The 21,877-nt window shown below is 47.0% G+C and carries 23 protein-coding genes; 21 read left to right on the forward strand and 2 right to left on the reverse strand.

Annotated elements, in window-relative coordinates:
* Window positions 1-54: 54 nt before the first annotated feature.
* Window positions 55-1,314, reverse strand: a complete 1,260-nt coding sequence (locus tag AC3B4V_RS00825) for a dicarboxylate/amino acid:cation symporter (RefSeq protein ID WP_488377539.1) — start codon at window positions 1,312-1,314, stop codon at window positions 55-57.
* 313 nt (window positions 1,315-1,627) lie between these two features.
* Here AC3B4V_RS00825 and rpsU point away from each other — a divergent pair, with 313 nt between their 5' ends.
* The 21 genes from rpsU (at window position 1,628) to AC3B4V_RS00930 (ending at window position 20,785) form a co-directional block, all read left to right on the forward strand.
* A complete protein-coding gene (gene rpsU / locus AC3B4V_RS00830) occupies window positions 1,628-1,801 on the forward strand; it encodes a 30S ribosomal protein S21 (protein WP_012369719.1) in 174 nt (57 codons plus the stop codon).
* A 21-nt stretch (window positions 1,802-1,822) separates the two neighbouring features.
* On the forward strand, window positions 1,823-2,269 hold the full coding sequence (locus AC3B4V_RS00835) for a GatB/YqeY domain-containing protein (RefSeq protein WP_023467485.1): 447 nt from the start codon (window positions 1,823-1,825) through the stop codon (window positions 2,267-2,269).
* Window positions 2,270-2,450: 181 nt separating this feature from the next.
* Complete coding sequence (locus tag AC3B4V_RS00840; protein ID WP_047396392.1) at window positions 2,451-2,960, forward strand: NfeD family protein; 510 nt, start codon at window positions 2,451-2,453, stop codon at window positions 2,958-2,960.
* Window positions 2,957-3,940 (forward strand): flotillin-like protein FloA, encoded by a 984-nt coding sequence (floA, locus tag AC3B4V_RS00845; RefSeq protein ID WP_023467489.1) that lies wholly within the window; start codon window positions 2,957-2,959, stop codon window positions 3,938-3,940. Before AC3B4V_RS00840 ends, floA begins: the two co-directional genes overlap by 4 nt.
* 13 nt (window positions 3,941-3,953) lie before the next feature.
* Window positions 3,954-4,424 carry a hypothetical protein gene (locus AC3B4V_RS00850; RefSeq protein ID WP_488377540.1) on the forward strand — a complete coding sequence of 157 codons (471 nt, stop codon included), beginning with the start codon at window positions 3,954-3,956 and terminating at the stop codon, window positions 4,422-4,424.
* A gap of 171 nt (window positions 4,425-4,595) precedes the next feature.
* Window positions 4,596-5,558 carry a PhoH family protein gene (locus AC3B4V_RS00855; RefSeq protein ID WP_023467492.1) on the forward strand — a complete coding sequence of 321 codons (963 nt, stop codon included), beginning with the start codon at window positions 4,596-4,598 and terminating at the stop codon, window positions 5,556-5,558.
* A 36-nt stretch (window positions 5,559-5,594) separates the two neighbouring features.
* Window positions 5,595-7,652, forward strand: a complete 2,058-nt coding sequence (locus AC3B4V_RS00860; protein WP_488377541.1) for an HD family phosphohydrolase — start codon at window positions 5,595-5,597, stop codon at window positions 7,650-7,652.
* On the forward strand, window positions 7,649-8,125 hold the full coding sequence (gene ybeY / locus AC3B4V_RS00865) for an rRNA maturation RNase YbeY (RefSeq protein WP_029341033.1): 477 nt from the start codon (window positions 7,649-7,651) through the stop codon (window positions 8,123-8,125). Before AC3B4V_RS00860 ends, ybeY begins: the two co-directional genes overlap by 4 nt.
* 29 nt (window positions 8,126-8,154) lie before the next feature.
* On the forward strand, window positions 8,155-8,472 hold the full coding sequence (locus AC3B4V_RS00870; protein WP_241492327.1) for a diacylglycerol kinase: 318 nt from the start codon (window positions 8,155-8,157) through the stop codon (window positions 8,470-8,472).
* A 48-nt stretch (window positions 8,473-8,520) separates the two neighbouring features.
* On the forward strand, window positions 8,521-8,919 hold the full coding sequence (locus AC3B4V_RS00875) for a cytidine deaminase (protein WP_023467498.1): 399 nt from the start codon (window positions 8,521-8,523) through the stop codon (window positions 8,917-8,919).
* Complete coding sequence (era, locus tag AC3B4V_RS00880) at window positions 8,912-9,820, forward strand: GTPase Era (RefSeq protein ID WP_488377542.1); 909 nt, start codon at window positions 8,912-8,914, stop codon at window positions 9,818-9,820. The genes AC3B4V_RS00875 and era overlap by 8 nt, the downstream gene beginning before the upstream one ends.
* Window positions 9,821-9,823: 3 nt before the next feature.
* Window positions 9,824-10,573 (forward strand): DNA repair protein RecO, encoded by a 750-nt coding sequence (gene recO, locus AC3B4V_RS00885; RefSeq protein ID WP_023467502.1) that lies wholly within the window; start codon window positions 9,824-9,826, stop codon window positions 10,571-10,573.
* A 288-nt stretch (window positions 10,574-10,861) separates the two neighbouring features.
* Window positions 10,862-11,752, forward strand: a complete 891-nt coding sequence (gene glyQ, locus AC3B4V_RS00890) for a glycine--tRNA ligase subunit alpha (RefSeq protein ID WP_488378212.1) — start codon at window positions 10,862-10,864, stop codon at window positions 11,750-11,752.
* Window positions 11,745-13,805 carry a glycine--tRNA ligase subunit beta gene (gene glyS / locus AC3B4V_RS00895; protein ID WP_488377543.1) on the forward strand — a complete coding sequence of 687 codons (2,061 nt, stop codon included), beginning with the start codon at window positions 11,745-11,747 and terminating at the stop codon, window positions 13,803-13,805. The genes glyQ and glyS overlap by 8 nt, the downstream gene beginning before the upstream one ends.
* Window positions 13,806-13,826: 21 nt before the next feature.
* Window positions 13,827-14,456, forward strand: coding sequence for a transcriptional regulator CcpN (gene ccpN, locus AC3B4V_RS00900; RefSeq protein ID WP_035398363.1), 630 nt, complete (start codon window positions 13,827-13,829; stop codon window positions 14,454-14,456).
* 12 nt (window positions 14,457-14,468) lie between these two features.
* Window positions 14,469-15,278: a pyruvate, water dikinase regulatory protein gene (locus tag AC3B4V_RS00905; RefSeq protein ID WP_047396410.1), complete on the forward strand. Its 810-nt coding sequence runs from the start codon at window positions 14,469-14,471 to the stop codon at window positions 15,276-15,278.
* Between the two features lie 146 nt (window positions 15,279-15,424).
* On the forward strand, window positions 15,425-17,221 hold the full coding sequence (gene dnaG, locus AC3B4V_RS00910) for a DNA primase (RefSeq protein WP_023467510.1): 1,797 nt from the start codon (window positions 15,425-15,427) through the stop codon (window positions 17,219-17,221).
* Between the two features lie 34 nt (window positions 17,222-17,255).
* Window positions 17,256-18,341 (forward strand): RNA polymerase sigma factor RpoD, encoded by a 1,086-nt coding sequence (gene rpoD / locus AC3B4V_RS00915; RefSeq protein ID WP_023467512.1) that lies wholly within the window; start codon window positions 17,256-17,258, stop codon window positions 18,339-18,341.
* 153 nt (window positions 18,342-18,494) lie between these two features.
* Window positions 18,495-18,836, forward strand: a complete 342-nt coding sequence (cccA, locus tag AC3B4V_RS00920; protein WP_035398358.1) for a cytochrome c550 — start codon at window positions 18,495-18,497, stop codon at window positions 18,834-18,836.
* A 117-nt stretch (window positions 18,837-18,953) separates the two neighbouring features.
* Complete coding sequence (locus tag AC3B4V_RS00925) at window positions 18,954-19,673, forward strand: tRNA (adenine(22)-N(1))-methyltransferase (protein ID WP_326188407.1); 720 nt, start codon at window positions 18,954-18,956, stop codon at window positions 19,671-19,673.
* Window positions 19,673-20,785, forward strand: coding sequence for a Nif3-like dinuclear metal center hexameric protein (locus AC3B4V_RS00930; RefSeq protein ID WP_488377544.1), 1,113 nt, complete (start codon window positions 19,673-19,675; stop codon window positions 20,783-20,785). Before AC3B4V_RS00925 ends, AC3B4V_RS00930 begins: the two co-directional genes overlap by 1 nt.
* 104 nt (window positions 20,786-20,889) lie before the next feature.
* On the opposite strand, the gene AC3B4V_RS00935 is transcribed toward AC3B4V_RS00930, so the two are convergent.
* Complete coding sequence (locus AC3B4V_RS00935; protein ID WP_029341043.1) at window positions 20,890-21,837, reverse strand: 4-hydroxy-3-methylbut-2-enyl diphosphate reductase; 948 nt, start codon at window positions 21,835-21,837, stop codon at window positions 20,890-20,892.
* Between the last annotated feature and the right edge of the window lie 40 nt (window positions 21,838-21,877).

Below are 21,877 nucleotides of genomic sequence, written 5' to 3' on the forward strand. Positions count from 1 at the left end.
AAGGACGTTCCGCAGTTGGCGGAACGTCCTTTTCGTCAGTCGAGAAACGTGCAATCAAGCGTAACGCTCATCCGTTTCTTCGTTCTCTTCTTCTTTCAGATTACCTTCTTCCGATTTCGAGACGATGACGGCACATGCTGCGTCACCAGTGATGTTGACGGCTGTCCGCATCATATCAAGAAGACGATCGACACCGATGATCAATGCAATCCCTTCGACCGGTAGATTGACCGACTGGAGAACCATCGTCAGCATGACGAGACCGACACCCGGTACACCGGCTGTTCCAACAGATGCAAGAACAGCTGTCAGGACGACAGTCGCAAGTTGACCTGGCGTCAAATCTACAGCGTAGACTTGCGCGATGAAGACAGTCGCGACACCTTGCATGATTGCTGTTCCATCCATATTGATCGTCGCACCAAGAGGTTGGACGAAACTTGAGACGGAACGCGGAACCTTCAACTCTTTTTGAGCCGTTTGCATCGCAACAGGAAGTGTTGCGTTCGACGAAGACGTTGAGAAAGCAAACAGCATGACAGGTGCGAACTTCTTAAAGAAGAAGAATGGGTTCATCTTCCCAAGAAGTGAAACGGTCGAACCATACGTCAATACGGAATGGACGAATAGTGACAAGATGACGACACCCATATAAAGTCCCATCGCCTTTAGGGAGTTAAGTCCTTGTGAACCGACGGCTGATGCGATCAGGGCGAATGCTCCAAGCGGAGCCATCTTCATGACAAGTGTGATCAAGTACGTCATTAAATCATTACCCTGTTCGATGAATGTCCGTAACGTCGATACTTTTTGACCGAGGAACGTGATCCCAAAACCGATAAAGACACTGAAGACGATGATTTGCAACATGTTTCCTTCTGCCATCGACGTGATCGGATTCGTCGGGAACATACCGACGATTGTGTTGATTATGCTCGTATCTGGTAGATTTCCGTTATCATATTCAAGACCTTGCGTCTCGAAGTTACCGAACGTACCCGGCTTGATCAGTAATGACAAACCGAGAGCGATGACAATCGCGACAGCCGTCGTCGTCATGAAGTAGCCGATTGCCTTTCCGCCGACACGACCAAGCTCTTTTGGATTACCAAGACCCATGACGCCGAGAGCGATCGAGAAGAAGACGATCGGTACGACGAGCATCTTAATCAGGTTCAGGAAGATCGTTCCGATGGGCTGTAAAGCATATTTATTCAATCCCTCATAAATTGACTTATCCGGTAAGCTAGCAAGAATGATTCCGAGGATCACCCCGAGAATCAATCCCCAGATGATGCGCTTTGCTTCTTTCATAAGTGATGTCACACTCCTTTATTTGATAATTGTCTATATTTTGACACATCATCACCCATTTTGACAAAACATTTTAAAAAATACATGATAACGCTTACAAAAAAGTTTCTGGATTTTGATGCAGGAATGACTAGATTTTGTTGTCAAACGGATGCAACCATGAGAGGATAGAAAAGAACAAAAAGGAACAGCGTAGGGTATAGAAAAGTCGCTAGAATCAACTGTTGACCAAATTGTATATTCCTACTATAATGTTGTATGACGTGTCTGACACGTTTCCTTTAGTCGGTAATATCGGAGGGAGGGAAAACTAGTGGAAACTCGTGTACGTAAAAATGAATCACTTGAAGACGCACTTCGTCGCTTCAAACGTGGTGTTTCAAAAGATGGTACGCTTGCAGAAGTTCGTAAACGTAAACACTACGAAAAGCCAAGTGTAAAACGTAAGCTTAAATCGGAGGCTGCGCGTAAGCGTAAGAAGTTCTAACGTTAGAGAGGGTGTATCCTCATGAGTCTTCAGGAGCGTTTGACAGCGGATATGAAAGAAGCCATGCGTCTACGTGAAAAAGATCGTCTTACGACGATTCGGATGGTGAAATCATCGCTGCAAAATGAAACGATCAAACTCGGTAAGCAAGAATTGACGGACGAGGAAGAATTAACGATTCTTTCACGTGAAATGAAGCAGCGCAACGACTCCCTCCGAGAATTCGAAAGCGCTGGTCGTCACGATCTCGTCGAGAAAATTCAAGCAGAGATTGTCGTGCTCGAAGCTTATATGCCAAAACAGCTTTCCGAGGAAGAAGTACAGGAAATCGTCGACGCAGCTATTGCGCAGACGGGTGCCTCTGCTCCTTCAGATATGGGGAAAGTAATGGGTATCGTCATGCCACAGCTTAAAGGCAAGGCAGACGGTGCGTTAATTAATCGACTCGTCAAACAACGGCTCGCTTAATACATGGAAAAGGTGTCCTTCGGGGCACCTTTTTTGTCGTTCCTGTCACAATTAAAAGTTTATTGATGAATTCAGAATAGTCATGAAACCTTTTTGTTTTGAAAGCGTATATAATTATAGTAACGAATCAAAGTGCAAAAGAAGCAGCTTCTGACACGAATGAAAAGGGGTGAACGTACGCATGACGTTTAGCTTAGGGATGATTTTGGCGGTCTTCATGATCGGGGTCCTCATGTTACTGGTCGAAATATTCGTCACAGGGTTCGGAATTTTTGGAGTCCTCGGAATCGGCGCTGTCCTTGCTAGTCTGATCATGGCAGGTGCTACAGTTGGTCAAGTAGGCATAGCGGTTGGACTTGCTGTATTTCTATCACTTGCGGCCGGATACTGGGCATATCGCAGAATTAAATCGAATCAATCCTTATTATGGAGAGGTTTGATTTTGACAGATTCCACATCGTCTGAAAAAGGCTATCTTTCTCATCAAGACAAAGTGCAACTGTTAGGACAAGAAGGAGTCAGTCTGACACCTCTCCGTCCGTCAGGAACAATTGAAATCGACGGAAATCGAATCGATGCGGTTACGGAAGGGACCTTCATTCAAGCGGGGGAAACGATCGTCGTAAAAGAAGTGACGCATGGACGCGTCATTGTTAGAGTCCAACATACGAAGGAGGAGTCCCACACATGACACCTGAATTATTGACTGTATTACTCATATCCGGAGGAATTTTAATTTTCCTCGCCATCTTCTTCACGCTCGTTCCGATTCCACTTTGGATCAGCTCGCTCGCAGCGGGAGTGCGCGTATCGATCTTTACATTAGTCGGGATGCGTCTTCGTCGAGTCACACCGTCTAAGATCGTCAATCCGTTGATCAAGGCGGTAAAAGCAGGATTGAATTTGAATACGAATCAACTGGAAAGTCACTTCCTTGCCGGTGGTAACGTTGACCGCGTCGTCAATGCCTTGATTGCAGCACACCGTGCGAATATCGAGTTGAGCTTCGAACGCGCAGCGGCAATTGATCTTGCTGGTCGTAACGTTCTGGAAGCTGTTCAAATGTCGGTTAACCCGAAAGTCATCGAAACGCCATTCATCGCCGGTGTGGCAATGAACGGGATTGAAGTGAAAGCGAAAGCCCGGATCACGGTACGTGCGAACATCGATCGTCTCGTCGGTGGTGCTGGGGAAGAAACGGTCATCGCACGTGTTGGTGAGGGTGTCATCTCAACCATTGGTTCGTGTAATGACCAAAAAGAAGTACTTGAGAATCCAGAGATGATCTCACGGACGGTTCTTGCAAAAGGACTCGATTCGGGTACGGCGTTCGAGATTCTCTCGATTGATATTGCAGACATTGATATCGGTAAGAATATCGGTGCGGTTCTGCAGACGGATCAAGCAGAAGCAGATAAGAACATTGCGCAAGCAAAAGCGGAAGAACGTCGCGCAATGGCGATCGCAAGTGAACAAGAGATGAAATCACGTGTTGAAGAGATGCGTGCGAAGGTTGTCGCTGCTGAAGCGGAAGTGCCGCTTGCTATCGCTGAAGCGATGCGTGACGGTAACTTTGGCGTCATGGATTATGCGAACTACTTGAACGTGACAGCTGATACGAAAATGCGCCAAGCAATCGGTGGGCAATCATCACCAAATGACTCACAATAAAGGGTGAGACGGTATGGATATCATATGGGTCGGGTTGATGATCGCATTCGGTGTCATCTCCGTCATCTCAAAAGCAGCAGATAAAAAACCGAAGCAGACGAACCGAACTCCTTCAAAGGAGTTCGGTGAATATGTGAAGCAAATGACCGAACAGGTCGATACGATGCGACAAGAGACGGTACCTCCACCTGTCGTTCGTAAAAAAGCACCCGCGAAGAAACAACCAGGGGTAACCCAAACGAAAGCGCGACCCGTTCATGAACGAACGGAATTGCAACAACGTTTGGACCAACGTCAAAAGCAACATTCGAAAAAAGGGATGTCCTCATCGACGATTGGCGAAATTAAAGATAGCGTAGCAGATGGTGCCATTGGATCGTCTAGTCGTTCAGCATCAGCGACGAGACTCTCACAGGATGAAATGCGTCGTGCCATCGTCTGGAGTGAGGTTCTGGGTGCACCCGTTTCAAAACGAAAACGATGATGATTAGACAGTGAGTCGATCCTACGAAACGCATAGGATCGACTCTTTTTATTTCCTAAAAGGTGGGAACGGGTTTTTCTTTCCATCTTTTCGGCGGAAGTGCTAAAGTGAAAGAGATTAGATATGAAGCGATGACAACTTGTTATCCATGACTAGGAGGCCATTCACAACGTGATATTCAACGAAAGAATCCCATTTGCATTTTCGAATTCAGAACAGATTCAAGCATTCGTCGGTCCGAATGATGCAGTCTTACGTACGATGGAAGCAGAACTTGACGTTCAGCTGACGCATCGAGGAGATGAACTGTTGGCACAATCCGAACAGGAGCAGTCTGTGATCTTAGCAGGACAGGTCGTAGGCGTCTTGAAACAACTTGTGAATCGTGGTGCTGTTTTAACAGAGCGTGACGCGACGAGCGCCATTCAACTCGCACGTCAAGATCGTGTGGATGAACTGCTAGAACTTTACGATACGGTCATTCATACGAATCATAAAGGAAAACCACTTCGTGCAAAGACACTCGGTCAAGCACGTTACGTTCGGGGAATCGACCGCTGTGATTTGACATTTGGTATTGGGCCAGCGGGAACCGGAAAAACGTATCTTGCTGTCGTGATGGCGGCAAAAGCGTTAAAAGAAGGTCACGTCAAACGACTCGTCCTGACGCGGCCGGCAGTAGAAGCAGGAGAAAATCTAGGATTTCTTCCAGGGGATCTTAAAGAAAAAGTCGATCCCTATCTACGTCCTCTATACGATGCGCTACATGACGTGCTTGGTGTCGAGCATACGGCTCGTCTGCTTGAACGTGGTGTCATCGAAATCGCACCGCTTGCCTACATGCGCGGACGGACGCTTGAACATGCTTTTGTCATTCTCGATGAAGCGCAAAATACGACACGGGAACAAATGAAGATGTTCCTAACGCGTCTCGGATTCCATTCGAAGATGATTGTTACGGGCGATTTAACACAAGTCGATCTTCCGCGTGGAAAAACGTCTGGTCTACAAGAAGCGTTACATTTGCTCGGTAATGTCAAAGGGATTCATTTTGAGCACTTTGGCTCAGCTGATGTCGTACGTCACCCACTTGTCCGAAAAATCGTTGATGCTTATAGTCAGGATTTGACCTAAGCCGTTACGGAAATAGAGGGAAAAGGGGGAGATGATATGCGCAAGGTTGGGGTCTGGGTCGGTCTTTTGACAGTAGTATTCTATCTCATCGTATCGACGATGATGTATGTCAGCGTTCGACCAGAAGCCTTGTCCGCAGAACCATTCTCAATTGCAGAAGAAGATATCCGGTCACCCTTGACGATGGAGGACCGGGTCGCAACAAATCAAATCAAGGAAAATTCGGTTGCTGCAATCGAGAGTCAGTATACGATCAAACAAGAGTATGCAGCACAGCAAATTGATAAAGTCGAACAACTTTTTGCTAGTTTGTCCGGTATTAAAAAAGCAAATGAGATCGGTAAAATCAAGCAGCGTCTGCGTGGAACGGAGGCGGCGACACTGCTGAAGGATGATGAGTTACGCTTGCTTGTGACGTCGACGACAGCACTGCGGAATACGACACGTGACGTCGTCATTACGGCGATTGAAGAAGCGATGCGTCAACGCATCTCGTCCGATGGTGGTGAAGTGGCGGAAGCACGTGAGAATGCGCGGACTGATATCGAACGTTCGCCGCTCTCCTTCTCATTAAAAGCAGTCGCTAAAGCGCTGACCGATCAACTGATCGTGACGAACTACGTCTATGATCCGGAAAAGACGGAACAGCTTCGTAAGCAGACGAGTGATAAAGTCGAACCGGTTATCATTTCGGAAGGTGAAGTGATCGTCAAACGAGGCGAAGTGATTTCACAAGATGCTTATCGTCAGTTACAACTCGTCGGCTTGATTTCTGATCGACAGTCGTTGAAACCGTTACTCGGTGCGATGCTTGTCAGTGCGTTGATGACTGCCTTTTTGTTTGGATTCATTCATCGTTCGAAACTGCGATACGCTCAAATGGGGCGGATTCGTTTATTCGGGCTTGTCTATCTCGTCGTCAGTCTACAATTACTCGTCATGTATGGTATGGCGTTCTTAGCAGACGACATCAACCCTGCACTTTACTTACTCACACCGACAGCTTTTGCTGCGCTCGTTCTACGAAATTTATTGAATGAACGGATTGCGTTATCGAGTTCGCTCTTCACGGCACTTGCCGGAACGTTCTTCTATAGTACGAATCAAAACTTCAGCTTTAATGTTGCAATCTATTTATTAGTCGGTGGTTTAGTTGCGACGTTTTTCCTACGGTCTAGTTTGTCACGGCGACGTATTTTCATGAGCAGCATCTCGATTGCCGGAGCAAACATCGCGATTTTCTTAGCATTCGTTCTACTGCGAAGCGGTACGTTCGAACCGCGAGAAACATTGATTTTAATCGGCTTTGCGATTGCGAGTGGTATATTGAGTGCCGTTCTTGCGATTGGGTTATTACCGTTTCTTGAAATGACATTCGGTATTTTAGCACCGACCCGTCTACTCGAACTGTTGAACCCAACGCATCCGTTACTCAAAAAACTATTAGTTGAAGCACCGGGAACGTACCATCATAGTATGATGGTCGCGAACTTAGCAGAAACAGCTTGTGAAGCAATCGGAGCAGATGGATTGCTTGCACGAGTCGGAGCCTACTATCATGATTTAGGGAAAACGCGACGACCACTTTATTTCATTGAAAACCAGCATGGACGCAATCCCCATGATCGATTGACACCGGAAGAGTCGGCACGTGTCATCTTGGCACATACTGAGGATGGTGTTGAATTACTCGAAGACGCAAAACTGCCTGCAGCGATCATCGATATTTGCCGCCAGCATCATGGAACTTCTCTGCTACGATACTTTTATGTCAAGGCAGCAGAACAAGGTGAGGTCGACGAGGAGACGTTCCGTTACACGGGTCCGAAACCACAAACCCGTGAAGCGGCGGTCATCATGATCGTTGACTCGATTGAAGCGGCAGTTCGTTCGATGAAAGCTCCTTCAGAAGAAGGAATTCGGGACTTGGTCTCGAAAATCATTCGTGAAAAGATGATGGATGACCAATTCGCGGAATGTGACATTACGACACGTGAGATTTATCGCGTCGGTGAAAGTGCGTGTCATACCTTATCCGGTTTGTTCCATGAACGAATCGAGTATCCAGAATTAAAGAAAGAGGCAACGACATGAATATTTATATGACAGACGAAAATAATCGTCTAACGGAAGAACAACGACAGCTTGTCGAATCGATTTTGATTTACACGGCGGAACAAGAAGAAGTCGATTCAAATAGTGAGTTGTCCGTGACTTTCGTCTCAAACGATGAGATTCAAGAAATCAATCGTGAATGGCGTGGAAAGGATCAGGCGACAGACGTCATTTCCTTTGCGATGGAAGAACTCGGAGAAGATGAAATCGATTTTGGATTGCTGGAAGATGAACCAATCGTCCTCGGCGATTTGATTATTTCGGTGGAACGGTGTCGTGAACAAGCGGCAGAGTATGGCAATCATTTTGAGCGAGAGCTCGGTTTCCTCGCTGTCCATGGTTTTCTCCATTTACTCGGATACGATCACATTGAAAAAGCAGATGAGGAAGTCATGACGAAGCGACAGGAGGAAATCCTGCATCACTTCGAGTTATATCGGGGCACATTGTGAAAAGCTGGTGGCAACCCTTTCGACATGCCATGAACGGATTGCGCCAATCGATTCGAGAAGAACGGCATATGAAAGTTCACGTGACAGTTGGTGCCATCGTGTTGCTTGTCGCCTTTCTATTACCCTTGACGTCTGTCGAGCGAGCAATCCTCTTCTTGACGGTCGGGATCGTCATCAGTGCCGAGATGTTCAATACAGCGTTTGAGCGCGTCGTTGATCTCGTGACGCAGGAATGGCATCCACTGGCAAAAGCAGTCAAGGATATTGCAAGTGGAGCTGTTCTTGTGTTGGCGCTTACATCTATTGCAATTGCACTATGCATTTTCATCCCATATTTGGTACAATAAGAATCCGGCCTTTTTGGCCAATACCGTTCCTAAGAAGGGGATACTCACATGAAAACAGAACAATTACTCGAACAAGCTAAACGTGCACGCGAAAAAGCGTATGTTCCATATTCGAAATTCCAAGTCGGTGCTGCTCTACTAACAAAAGACGGACAAGTCTTCCATGGTTGCAATATTGAAAACGCTGCATATGGTCTTTGTAACTGTGCAGAACGGACGGCAATCTTCTCTGCGTGGGCACAGGATGCGCGCGAGTATGCAGCGATGGCTGTCGTTGCGGACACGGAAGGACCGGTCGCACCATGCGGACAATGCCGCCAAGTGTTATCAGAGATGTGTGACGCGGATATGCCAATCTATTTGACGAACCTTAAAGGGGATGTCACAGAAACAACAGTGGGTGCCCTCTTACCAGGAGCATTCACGAAAGGGGATTTACATGTTTAAAGAAGGATTCAAATCGGGCTTTGTCTCGATCATCGGACGCCCGAACGTCGGAAAATCGACATTCCTCAACCGTGTCATCGGACAAAAGATTGCCATCATGTCTGATAAGCCACAAACGACGCGAAACAAGATCCAAGGTGTCTATACGACAGAAGACGTTCAGACGATCTTCATCGATACACCAGGGATTCACAAACCAAAACATAAACTCGGCGACTTCATGATGAAGGTCGCGACGAACGCATTGCGTGAAGTTGATGCGATTTTGTTCATGGTAAACGTGACGGAACCAAAAGGAAAAGGTGACGATTTCATCATTGAAAAATTGAAGGAACTCGATACACCCATCATTCTCGTCATGAATAAGGTCGACTTGATTCATCCGAATGATATTCCGCCCATCATCGAGTCATATAAAAATGAGCTCGAATTTGCGGCAGTCGTTCCGATCTCTGCGTTACAAGGGAACAACGTCGGACCGTTACTTGAAGAAATCGCGAAGATCTTACCGGAAGGACCAATGTATTACCCGGCGGATCAAGTCACTGATCACCCGGAGCGTTTCATCATCTCAGAGATGATCCGTGAGAAAGTTTTGCAAAAGACACGCGATGAAGTACCACACTCGATTGCAGTCGCGATTGATCAAATCAAGACGCGTGAGAATGGCAACATGGTCGATGTCCATGCGACAATCTTGATCGAGCGCGATTCCCAAAAAGGAATCATCATCGGTAAACGCGGAGCACTTCTAAAAGAAATCGGCTCTGAAGCACGAACGGACATCGAAATGTTACTCGGAACGAAAGTTTACCTGAACTTGTGGGTCAAAGTCCAAAAGGATTGGCGTAACAAGGCCGTTCAATTGCGTGAACTTGGCTTCCGCGATGACGAGTATTAAGCGATGATCGATAAGGCGGAAGGGCTTGTACTACGAACGGTCGTATACGGTGAATCGAATAAGATCGTCACGCTACTGACACGTGAATACGGCAAGCTCGCCGTCATGGCGCGAGGAGCGAAGAAGCCGGGTAGTCGTTTCAATGCGGCAAGCCAGCCTTTCGTTCGAGCCGTCTATATCTATCCACGGTCACGTGGTCTCGGTCAGTTGAAATCGGCAGACGTCATCACGAGTCATGCGCATATCCGGCAAGATGTCGTCTTGATGGCGTATGCGATGTATTTACTGGAGCTTGCAGATAAAGCGCTTGATGAACGAGTGCCGCAACCGGCACTGTACGATTTATTCGTCGAAGGACTGGAGGCGATGGATGAAGGACTCGATCCCGACGTCGTCTCTTTCATCATCGAGTTGCGCCTGTTGCGTCATCTAGGGATTGCGCCACACTTGAACGGCTGTACGATTTGCGGGAGTGCTGAAGCACCGTTTGCTTTTTCGTTACACCACGGCGGTCTACTCTGTCGCCGGCACCGTCATGAGGATGAACATGCCGTCTTCATGTCAGAAGCAGTCGCGAAGATGCTCTACGTGTTTTCTGTCTACGATTTTTCGCGGATCGGTACCGTGACGGTGAAGCCGGAAACGAAGCGACTATTACGTCAAATCATGGATGCTTATATGGAACGCTACAGCGGGTTACGTCTGCGTTCAAAACGTGTTCTCGACCAGTTGATTGATTTCGGCAACGATTGACAGCAACAAGCGGGTTCGGTAGAATAAATGCGGTAGAAGTAACTAAATGAACACGATGACGAAAAGGAGTACCGTCTTTTTCTCAATCAAGCGATTCCAGGGTGGTGTGAGCTGGGAATGAGAGGGGCGCGAACGGCGTTTCGGAGTGTTCTTTGTCAAAAAGAGTGGCATGCGATGCATGCAAGTAGGGTGGAACCGCGGGCTCGTCTCGTCCCTATGTGCAACGATTGTTGTACATAGGGGCGTTTTTTGCGTTCCTTAATCATTTCGGAGGTGAAAGTCGTGAAGATGACAGTACAAGACATGATCTTGACATTACAAAAATTTTGGGCAGAACAAGGCTGCTTGACGATGCAAGCATACGACGTAGAAAAAGGAGCCGGTACGATGAATCCGATGACATTCTTACGGAGTCTCGGACCAGAACCATGGAACGTTTGTTATACAGAACCATCACGCCGTCCAGCTGACGGTCGTTACGGGGAAAACCCGAACCGTCTGTATCAACACCATCAATTCCAAGTCATCATGAAACCATCACCTGACAACATTCAGGAATTGTACTTACAAAGTCTCGAATTGCTCGGTATCAACCCACTCGAACATGATATCCGTTTCGTAGAGGATAACTGGGAGAACCCGACATTCGGTGCTGCAGGTCTCGGCTGGGAAGTATGGCTGAACGGAATGGAAATCACGCAATTCACGTATTTCCAACAAGTCGGTGGAATCGAGTGTAATCCGATCGCAGTAGAGATCACTTATGGAATCGAGCGTCTTGCGTCGTACATTCAAGACGTTGAGAGTGTCTTTGATCTCGTTTGGACGGATGGCTTCAAATACGGTGATATCTTCTATCAACCGGAGTTCGAACATTCGAAGTATACGTTTGAAACGTCAGATGTCGCCTTACTTTTCACGTTGTTCGATCAATATGAAAAAGAAGCGAATCGTGCCTTGGACGAGAGCCTCGTCTTCCCAGCGTATGATTACATCTTGAAATGTTCACATACCTTTAACCTACTCGACGCGAAAGGGGCGATTTCCGTCACGGAACGCACAGGATTTATCCATCGTGTCCGGAACATGTCGCGTCGTTGTGCGCAAAGTTTCATCGAAGAACGGGAACGTCTTGGCTTCCCATTGATCAAGTCGAAAGCAGGTGAGTCACATGCATGAATTATTACTTGAAATCGGTTTAGAAGAGATGCCGGCTCGATTCGTTCTTCAATCCGAAACACAACTCAAGGAGCGCGTGACGCGTTTTCTTGAAGAAGCACGGATTGAGTTCGCGAGCGTCGAATCCTTCTCGACACCACGCCGTCTAGCAGTGTATGTCAAAGGTCTCGCAGCACGTCAAAGCGACCTCGAAGAGACATTAAAAGGACCAGCAAAACGAATCGCGATGGATGAAGCAGGTAACTGGACGAAAGCAGCCGAAGGATTCGCGCGTGGTAAAGGGTTAACGACGGACGATCTCTTCCTTGGAGAAGAAAAAGGAGTCGAATACCTTTATGCGACACGTAAGGAAGTCGGACAAGCGACAGCTGATCTACTTCCTGGACTAAAACAAGTCGTCGAAGCGATGACATTCCCGAAAAACATGCGTTGGAGCACACAATCGTTACGTTATATGCGTCCAATTCGTTGGTTGATTGCCCTGCTTGACGATCAAGTCATCCCGTTTGAAGTCGCATCCGTCGAAACAGGTCGGACATCGCGTGGACATCGTTTCCTCGGGCAGGACATCACGATCCTACGTCCGAACGCTTATGTTGAAGCACTCGCAGGAGAAAATGTCATCGTCAGTTACGAAGCACGTCGTCAATTGATCGAAGAACAAATTGCAGCGCTTGCGGCACGCGAACAATTCGAAGTGCCGATCGATGCGTCTTTACTTGAAGAAGTCACGAACCTCGTCGAGTATCCGACAGCCTTGTTCGGTGCATTTGATGAAGCGTATCTTGAGTTACCAGAAGAAGTCTTGATCACGACGATGAAGGAACACCAACGTTACTTCCCGGTCAAACGTGACGGGGCGTTGCTCCATTATTTCGTGACGGTACGAAACGGAAACGCAACACATCTTGAAAACGTCGCACGCGGAAACGAAAAAGTCATCCGTGCCCGTTTAGCAGATGCGCAGTTCTTCTATGAAGAAGATAAAAAAGCAGATATCGATGAACAGGCGAAACGTCTTGATAAAATCGTCTTCCATGAAAAATTAGGAACGACAGGCGAAAAAGTCCGTCGCGTCCGTCAGATGGCACTCGCACTTGCAGATCGTGTCGGTGCAGACAAAACACGTGTCGAACGTGCAGGACAGATCTATAAATTCGACCTCGTCAGTCAAATGGTCTATGAATTCACAGAATTACAAGGTCTGATGGGTGAGCGTTATGCGAACATGAAGAATGAGGATCCGGAAGTCGCGGCTGCGATTCGTGAACATTACATGCCACGCTTCGCGGGTGATGCAAGTCCGGAGACACCGACAGGAACACTCTATGCGATTCTCGATAAGATGGATAGCGTCGCTGGATTCTTTGGTGTCGGTATGATTCCGAGTGGATCAGCGGATCCGTATGCATTGCGTCGTCAAGCACAAGGGATTGTTCAGATTTTATCAGATCGCAAGTTGAATCTGACATTGACTGAATTGATTGCCTTCGTCGTTTCAGAACAGGTGGCAGCAGGTCTTTATGCGACGGATGCCGAAGAAGTTCAAGCTGCATTACAAGACTTCTTTGCACAACGCTTGAAATACCGTCTATCGGAAATGAACTTCCGTCATGATGTCGTCGAAGCCGCTCTTGATCATACGTTGACAGTCGAAGCGAATGAGCAGCGTGCTGCGATGCTTGAAAGTGCGACGAAAAAAGAATCGTTCAAGAAAACAGTCGAACAACTCAGTCGTGTCTTAAACATCTCGAAAAAAGCAGAAGACGTCACAACTGTTAATCCAGCGCTCTTTGAAAATGATGCGGAACGCGCGTTACATGAGGCGATTGAGAAGACCTTACCAGAGGTCGATCAAGCGATCGCGTCACTTGATTATGAACGAGCGCTTGAGGCACTTGAGGCAACCGTTCCGTCGATCACAGCCTACTTCGACGGTACGATGATCATGACGGACGACGAAACAGTCCGCACGAACCGTCTTAGCGAAATGAAACGATTTGCACAAGCCATCGAATCAGTCGCCCGGTTCAATGCACTTACTTTAGCGTAAAGAAAAAGGACGGATGAGCCGATGAAGTTAAATGAACGGCAAAAAAAGATACTCCAAATCGTCAAAGAGAACGGTCCGATCACGGGAGAGCAGATTGCTTCTGCACTCTCCTTGACACGGGCGACGTTACGGCCCGATTTGTCGATTTTAACGATGACCGGCATGCTAGAAGCGCGTCCACGTGTCGGCTATATGTACGTTGGAAAGAAAAATGCATCCATGCTTCATGAGAAACTCGACACCTTGACCGTCGGCGAATTCATGTCGTCGGCAAAGGTCATTCATGAAGGGATGACCGTATACGATGCGATCGTTCACTTATTCCTTGAAGATGTAGGTTCGCTGTTCGTCGTCAGTAAGGACCATGCGTTAGTCGGTGTGTTGTCACGTAAGGATTTTCTACGTGCGGCAATCGGTAATCAAGAATTAGACTCGTTACCGGTCAACATCATCATGACACGGATGCCGAATTTGACGGTCTGTGAAAAATCGGAGACGTTGATTGGTGCCGGCATGAAACTGATCGAAAAGCAGATTGATTCAATGCCAGTCGTCGAAGAAGAGAACGGCGTCTTGAAAGTCGTGGGTCGAATGACGAAGACGAACATGACGAAAGTGTTGGTCGCTTTAGCACGTGATGAAGAAATTTAAGGAGGGTTCCTGATGCGTCAACGGATTTATGTCGTGAGTGACTCTGTCGGAGAGACGTGTGAACTCGTCGTCCGCGCAGCTGCAATCCAATTCCCGGAACAAGCCATCGAAACGGTCCGCATTCCGTTCGTCGATGATGATCAAGTCATTTATGACTTGGTTCTTCATGCGAAAGAAGAACAAGCGACGATTGCTTTTACGATCGTTCATGCGACCCATCGTCGTTTGCTTGCAGACACAGCTCGCGCCCACGGTGTAAAAGCGATTGATCTACTTGGTCCATTGCTTGACACGATGGAAGATCGCTTGCAGATGCAACCGAAGGAAGAGCCAGGATTAATCTATCGCTTAGATGAGGAGTATTTCCGAAAAATCGAAGCGGTTGAATTTGCTGTCAAGTACGACGATGGACGTGATCCAAAAGGAATTAAACGTGCGGATATCGTCTTGATCGGGGTGTCGCGTACATCAAAGACACCACTTTCGCAGTATCTGGCTTTGAAGCGATATAAAGTAGCGAACGTACCACTCGTACCTGAATCGATCCCGCCAGCGGAGCTATTCGATATTCCAAAAGAAAAATGTTTTGGACTACTCATCTCACCGGAAAAGTTGATCGACATCCGAATGGAACGCCTGCGTTCATTAGGACTCAAACCAGAAGCAGCCTATGCGCAGATGGACCGAATCAACCGGGAACTCGAATACGCACGGAATTTATACGAACGAATCGGTTGCCAAGTCATCGACGTGACGAATAAAGCAGTCGAGGAAACAGCGAATCTGATTTTGACTGGAATTTCCGGGAAAGCGCATGACTAGTCAAGCAGTCAGGAACATAGTATACTTGTTTAGCTGATAAATGAGATAATGCCCTTTTTCTAATGAAACGGAACGAGTCATCGTTCCGTTTCATTGCGGGTATGGTCATGTAAGGATAAGTTCTCAAGGAAAGGGGAGAGGACGGAATGAAGCGAATTCCTGATGAAATCGTCGATCAGGTCCGCCAAGCAACGGACATCGTCGAATTGATTTCAGAACGTGTAGAATTAAAAAAACAAGGGAATCGATATTCAGGGCTTTGCCCGTTTCATTCTGAGAAATCACCTTCCTTTTCTGTTTCGCCTGATAAAGGGATGTACTACTGTTTTGGATGTGGTGCAGGTGGAAACGCAATCACGTTTGTCATGGAAACAGAAGGAATGAGTTTCAAGGAAGCCGTCTCTAAATTAGCTGATCGAAGCGATGTCACACTTCCGGAACTGGAGCCGGATCGATTCGAACAATCGGAATCGACACCCGAACAGGAAAAGAAGTTCCGGATGCGCGAGGCACATCGGATCGTCACCGAGTTGTATCATGAGGTGTTGATTCAAACGGAAGCAGGCGACGCGGGACGAATCTATTTAGAGAATCGTGGTATCCGTGAAGGTGCGATGCGTGAGTTCCGACTCGGGTATGCACCGGATCAAGATCGTTTTACAGTGGATTCCTTGGCACGACGTGGGTTTGATTTAGATGAGATGGTCGAAGCGGGATTGATTTCAATCGGACGCGATGGCGATTATCGAGATCGATTCAACGGTCGAGTCGTATTTCCTATCTCCGATCGTGATGGCACGATCGTCGGATTTAGTGGACGTTCGATTGATGGTCGTGATCCGAAGTATGTCAATACAGCGGAAACACCTTTGTTCAATAAAAGTGAACTGTTATTCGGATTCGCTCAAGCACGAGGGGCGATGCGCAAAATCAAACAAGTCGTCCTCGTTGAAGGGAATCTTGATGTTGTGCGTGTCGCTCAAGCGGGTATACCTTATACGGTAGCCTCTTTAGGAACAGCCTTAACACCGGTTCATGCCCAAAACCTAGCACGTATCGTCGATGAAGTCATTATTTGTTATGACGGAGACAAGGCAGGACGCGCTGCGACGTTAAAAGCCCTACAGTTGCTTGAAGCCGTTGCCGTCGACTGTTCCGTCATCCGTTTACCGGATGGCGAAGACCCGGATTCCTTCATTGGGAATCAGGGCGAAGAGACGTTTTTGCACTGGATCGAACAAGAACGGGTTTCAAGTCTTGAATTCAAATCTTTTTATTTTCGACAAGGAAAAAACTTGCGATTAGAAGGAGAACGCGTTCGATATATTGAAACTATGCTTGAAGAGATTGGTCGAACATCCAATCCGTTGTTAAGGGACATTTATTTAGGAAAACTTTCTGAGGAATTTAAACTCTCGAAAGACTCCTTGATCGCACAAGTGCGTCCAACCGTCCAACAACCGAAGAGAGAACAAATCGTTTCCGATCGCCCAGCTGCTCTACCGACAGCACCTCCTGACCGAACGTTCGCGAACTGGAAGAAGGCAGAACGCTTCTTGCTTGCCTACATGATCCGTTCAGAAGAAGTATGTCTTGAAGTGCGAGAGCAACTAGGTGTCCAATTCAATGATCCGGCACACCAATTGATTGCCGGCAAGCTATATGAATTTTACGGAGCAGGTACGCAAGGAAGTCCTGATCGTTTTTTGACGATGTTGCACGACGCTTCTTTGCAACGAATCGTAGCGGATTTAGAGTTCATGCTGATGCCTGAGTATGATCCTGATTTACTCAGTCACTACATTCGTGCCGTCCAAAATGAACAGCAACGTCGGTTGTTAGAAGAAGAAAAGTCACGATTGAATCAACAAACAGATATCCGTGCTCAAGCGGAGCTGATGCAGGCGATCATAGAACGGAAGCGTCGTTTAAAAGATCGATGACCTGCTGCATGATGTGGAAGGAGTGTATGGTTCGATGGCAGAAAAAGCAAGATCAGAAGCTGAATTACTCCGTCTCGCGAAAGAGGAACTCATCGCGCTCGGACATAAAAATGGTGAATTGTCACACCAAAAGATCGAAGACAAACTAAGTTCGTTCGAATCAATGGATGCTCAGCAATTCGAGGAATTCCTTCAATTGCTTGAAACAGAAGGTATCAAGGTCAACAATGACGGCACAGGGGACGAAAAAGAAGAGGCGGATCTAAACGATTTGTCTGTTCCTCCTGGTGTCAAGATCAATGACCCTGTCCGGATGTATCTAAAAGAAATCGGCCGCGTTGATCTGTTGAATGCAGAAGACGAAGTCGAACTCGCTAAACGAATCGAGCAAAACGATGAAGAAGCAAAAAAACGATTGGCGGAAGCAAACTTACGTCTCGTCGTTTCGATTGCGAAGCGTTATGTCGGACGCGGTATGTTGTTCCTTGATTTGATTCAAGAAGGCAACATGGGTCTGATCAAAGCGGTCGAAAAATTCGACTATACGAAGGGATATAAATTCTCGACGTATGCAACATGGTGGATTCGTCAGGCAATCACACGTGCGATTGCTGACCAAGCGCGGACAATCCGAATTCCGGTTCACATGGTTGAGACGATCAATAAATTGATTCGTGTCCAGCGTCAACTCTTGCAAGATCTCGGACGTGAACCATCACCGGAAGAAATTTCGAAAGAGATGGAAATCACGCCGGAAAAAGTCCGTGAAATCCTGAAAATTGCGCAAGAGCCGGTTTCTCTTGAAACTCCAATCGGGGAAGAGGACGATTCACATCTCGGAGATTTCATCGAGGACCAAGATGCGACAGCACCACAAGATGCTGCGGCATACGAACTCTTGAAAGAACAACTCGAAGATGTGTTAGATACACTGACGGATCGTGAAGAAAACGTCCTCCGTCTTCGTTTTGGTCTTGACGATGGTCGGACACGGACACTTGAAGAAGTCGGAAAAGTATTTGGCGTTACACGTGAGCGGATTCGTCAAATCGAAGCAAAAGCACTTCGGAAGTTACGTCATCCGAGTCGTTCAAAACGCTTGAAAGATTTCCTCGATTAATTCAAAGTGTGAAGAATATATGAAATTTTAGTGGGAAGGAAGAAAAAAGTTTCGTTTTTTTCTTCCTTCCCTGTTTTTTTTACAGTAGAATAGTAACGGGGAATACCATTCAGTCACCAACTTGGTTGGGTATAGAATATGGGGGGAATCCAAATGCGTAATCCATTAGTACCGTTCGCGGCGATCGCAGTCATCGCCATCATCGCTATGATTTCATTGTCTTACTTTGGGGTCGATCAGGTGAAGGAAGCTCGTAAAGGGCCGTCAACTGCAGAAATGAAGCCGGAAGACTTGTTTGCATCTAAAGGATGTACAGGATGTCACGGTGGAAACTTAGAAGGCGGAGCAGGTCCGAACTTAACAAAGATCGGCGCGAAGCTGAAAGAAGACGAAATTAAGAACATCGCAATGAACGGTAAAGGGCAAATGCCTGGCGGTCTTGCGAATGACGAAGAAGCAGCTGTTCTAGCCAAATGGTTAGCTGCTAAGAAATAAGAACAAGGGCATCTATCTCGTTACGAGATGGATGTTTTTTTGTGGTGTATGGTATCTTTTTTAGCGTAAATCCGCTATTTTTAAAAGAGAGTTTTTCGGAAAATAGGAAGGATGAAGATGATGCAAATGAACGTCGTATTGGATCAACGACTCCAAAAAGTCGTGTCGTATATTCCACAAGGAGCGATCCTCGCAGATATTGGATCAGATCATGCATTCGTACCTTGTTTTTGTGTACAACAAAAGAAAATCGAGCGTGCGATTGCAGGAGAGGTGAATGAAGGACCGATGGAAGCGGCAAAAGGACAAGTGGCGCTTGTCGGTCTTGAATCACAGATTGATGTCCGTTTAGGAAGTGGCTTATCGGTTTTGAAGCCGGGCGAAGCAACGGCGATCACGATTGCGGGAATGGGCGGAACACTGATTGCCTCTATCCTTGAAGAAGGAAAAGATCGGTTGTCAGGTGAGGAACGCTTGATTCTTCAACCGAATGTCGATGCAGTCGATGTTCGGAAGTGGTTGCTGACGAATTCTTATGCGTTATTGTCTGAAGCGATCGTCGAGGAGAACGGGAAGATCTATGAAATTCTCGTTGCAGAACGTGGAGATGAAACACTTTACTCAGAGGACGAAACAACACGTCAGTGGGAATTGTTCTTTGGACCACAGTTAATGCGGGAACGTGCACCAGAATTCATCGAAAAATGGCAGATCGAAAAACAAAAGCGAGAGTATATCCTAGCTCAGATGAAACAAGGACAAGCAACGGAGGTTTTATCTGAAAAAATCGAAGCCATCGAACAATTGATTCAAAAGATGGAAGAGGTGACGAACTAATGGCGAATGGGAACCATGTCATTGAGCAGTTTGAAGCATTTGCTCCGAAAAAATTCGCACTCGAAGGTGATCCGATTGGTCTACAAATCGGAACATTGAACAAGGACGTCAAACGTGTGCTCGTGACACTTGATGTCTTGGAGTCTGTCGTCGATGAAGCGATTGAAAAGAAGGTCGATCTCATCATTGCGCATCATCCACCGATTTTTAGTAAGTTAGCAAATGTGACGGATCGTTCTGCAACAGGACGGATCGTCACAAAATGTATCAAACACGATATTGCGGTGTATGCTGCGCATACGAACCTTGACGTGACACCAGGCGGGGTCAATGACTGGATGGCAGATGCGCTTGGTCTTGAGTCTTGTGAAGTACTAGCACCGACGTTTGAAAACACACAATATAAACTAAGTGTCTTCGTACCGAACGAGGCTGTAGAGCGCGTTTCAACAGCCCTTGCACAAGCGGGAGCAGGAAAAGAAGGGGACTACAGTGATTGTCAATTCCACGTCAATGGAACGGGTCAATTCCGACCGTTGACGGAAGCTACCCCGTATATCGGTGAAGCAGGGCGACTCGAACGCGTTTCAGAAGTCCGAATCGAGACGATCGTCACGGAACTGAATCAGAAACAAGTCATTCGAGCGATGAAACAGGCTCATCCATATGAGGAAGTCGCCTATGATCTCATTCGTCAAGAACGCCCGGCAACATCACTTGGTCTTGGACGGATTGGTCGGTTACCGGAAGCAATGACGTTGCGGGAATTTGCAGAGCATGTTCGCGATGCGTTTGGTGTACAAAACTTACGCTTCGTCGGAGACGAATCACGCCACATCCAAAAAGTAGCAGTACTTGGTGGTGACGGCAATAAGTACGTCTCGACTGCAGCATTTGCGGGAGCAGATGTCCTTGTGACAGGGGATCTCTATTTCCATGTGGCGCATGATGCGATGGCACTTGGACTAGCAGTCGTCGATCCGGGACATCATGTGGAGTCGGTTATGAAGGAAGGCGTCGTAAACGAGTTGAAGCGTCGATTCGAACAGAAAAAAATCGACGTCGAACTGCTGATTTCAACAGCGAATACGAATCCGTTTCAGTTTTTATGATGAATCGAATGGAATACGTCGATGCTACCGTCGTATTTAGTAATAAAAAAAACCGAGTCGCGAATGACGATCGCGACTCGGTTTTGCTGTATCGATTGTAATGATTAAAGTACTTTGACTTTAGGCAAGATGCGTCGTAATTCAAGGAACGGTGTCTTGTCATGCGTACTGATATCAGCAGGATCATATTGTTGTAGGAAATCGATGACCTTTTTCGTGATCGGTGTTGGCGTTGATGCACCTGATGTGACACCAACTTGCGTGACACCTTCGAGCCAAGTCAAATCAAGTTCTGTCAGATCACCAATCCGATGCGCTGGAGTGCCAGCGATATCGAAGGATACTTGTGCCAAACGGTTCGAGTTGTTCGAACGCGGGTCCCCGACGACGATGACGAGATCGCAGTCTCCTGCTTGATCAGCCACCGCTTCTTGCCGGACTTGTGTTGCGTTACAGATTTCATTGTGTACTTCTACATGCGGATACTTTTTACGAACGTGTTCCATCAAAGCTTGGACATCCCATTGGCTCATCGTCGTCTGATTCGTGACGATGATTTTTTTGTGGGCAAGCTGAGGCGGAAGTTCATCAATATCTTCGACTTTTTCGATGAGGTGCACATGCTCTGGTGCTACACCGACTGCACCTTCAGGTTCCGGATGTCCGTGTTTGCCGACGTAGATGACTTCATAATCATCCGCGACGACTTGTCGAATCAAATCGTGCGTACGCGTCACGTCAGGACATGTTGCATCGACGACGTGTAAGTTCTTCTCGGCAGCACGCGCATAAACTGCAGGTGAAATGCCGTGTGCAGTAAAGATGACAGTGCCCTCTTGAATCGTCTCTAACGCTTCAAGGCGATCGGGACCATCGACAGTGATGACCCCCATATTTTCGAACTCACGTGTCACGTGAGCATTGTGGACGATCATTCCTAAAATATGGATCGGACGTGGCAAGTCTTTATTCAATGCCGCTTGTTGTGCAAGTTTCATTGCATCGACGACACCGTAACAATAGCCGCGGGGGCTGATTTTTTTTACTAGCATAGTTATGGATTCTCCCTTTGTGAAAAAGAATGATTAGTTA

Source organism: Exiguobacterium sp. E17S, from assembly GCF_057772545.1.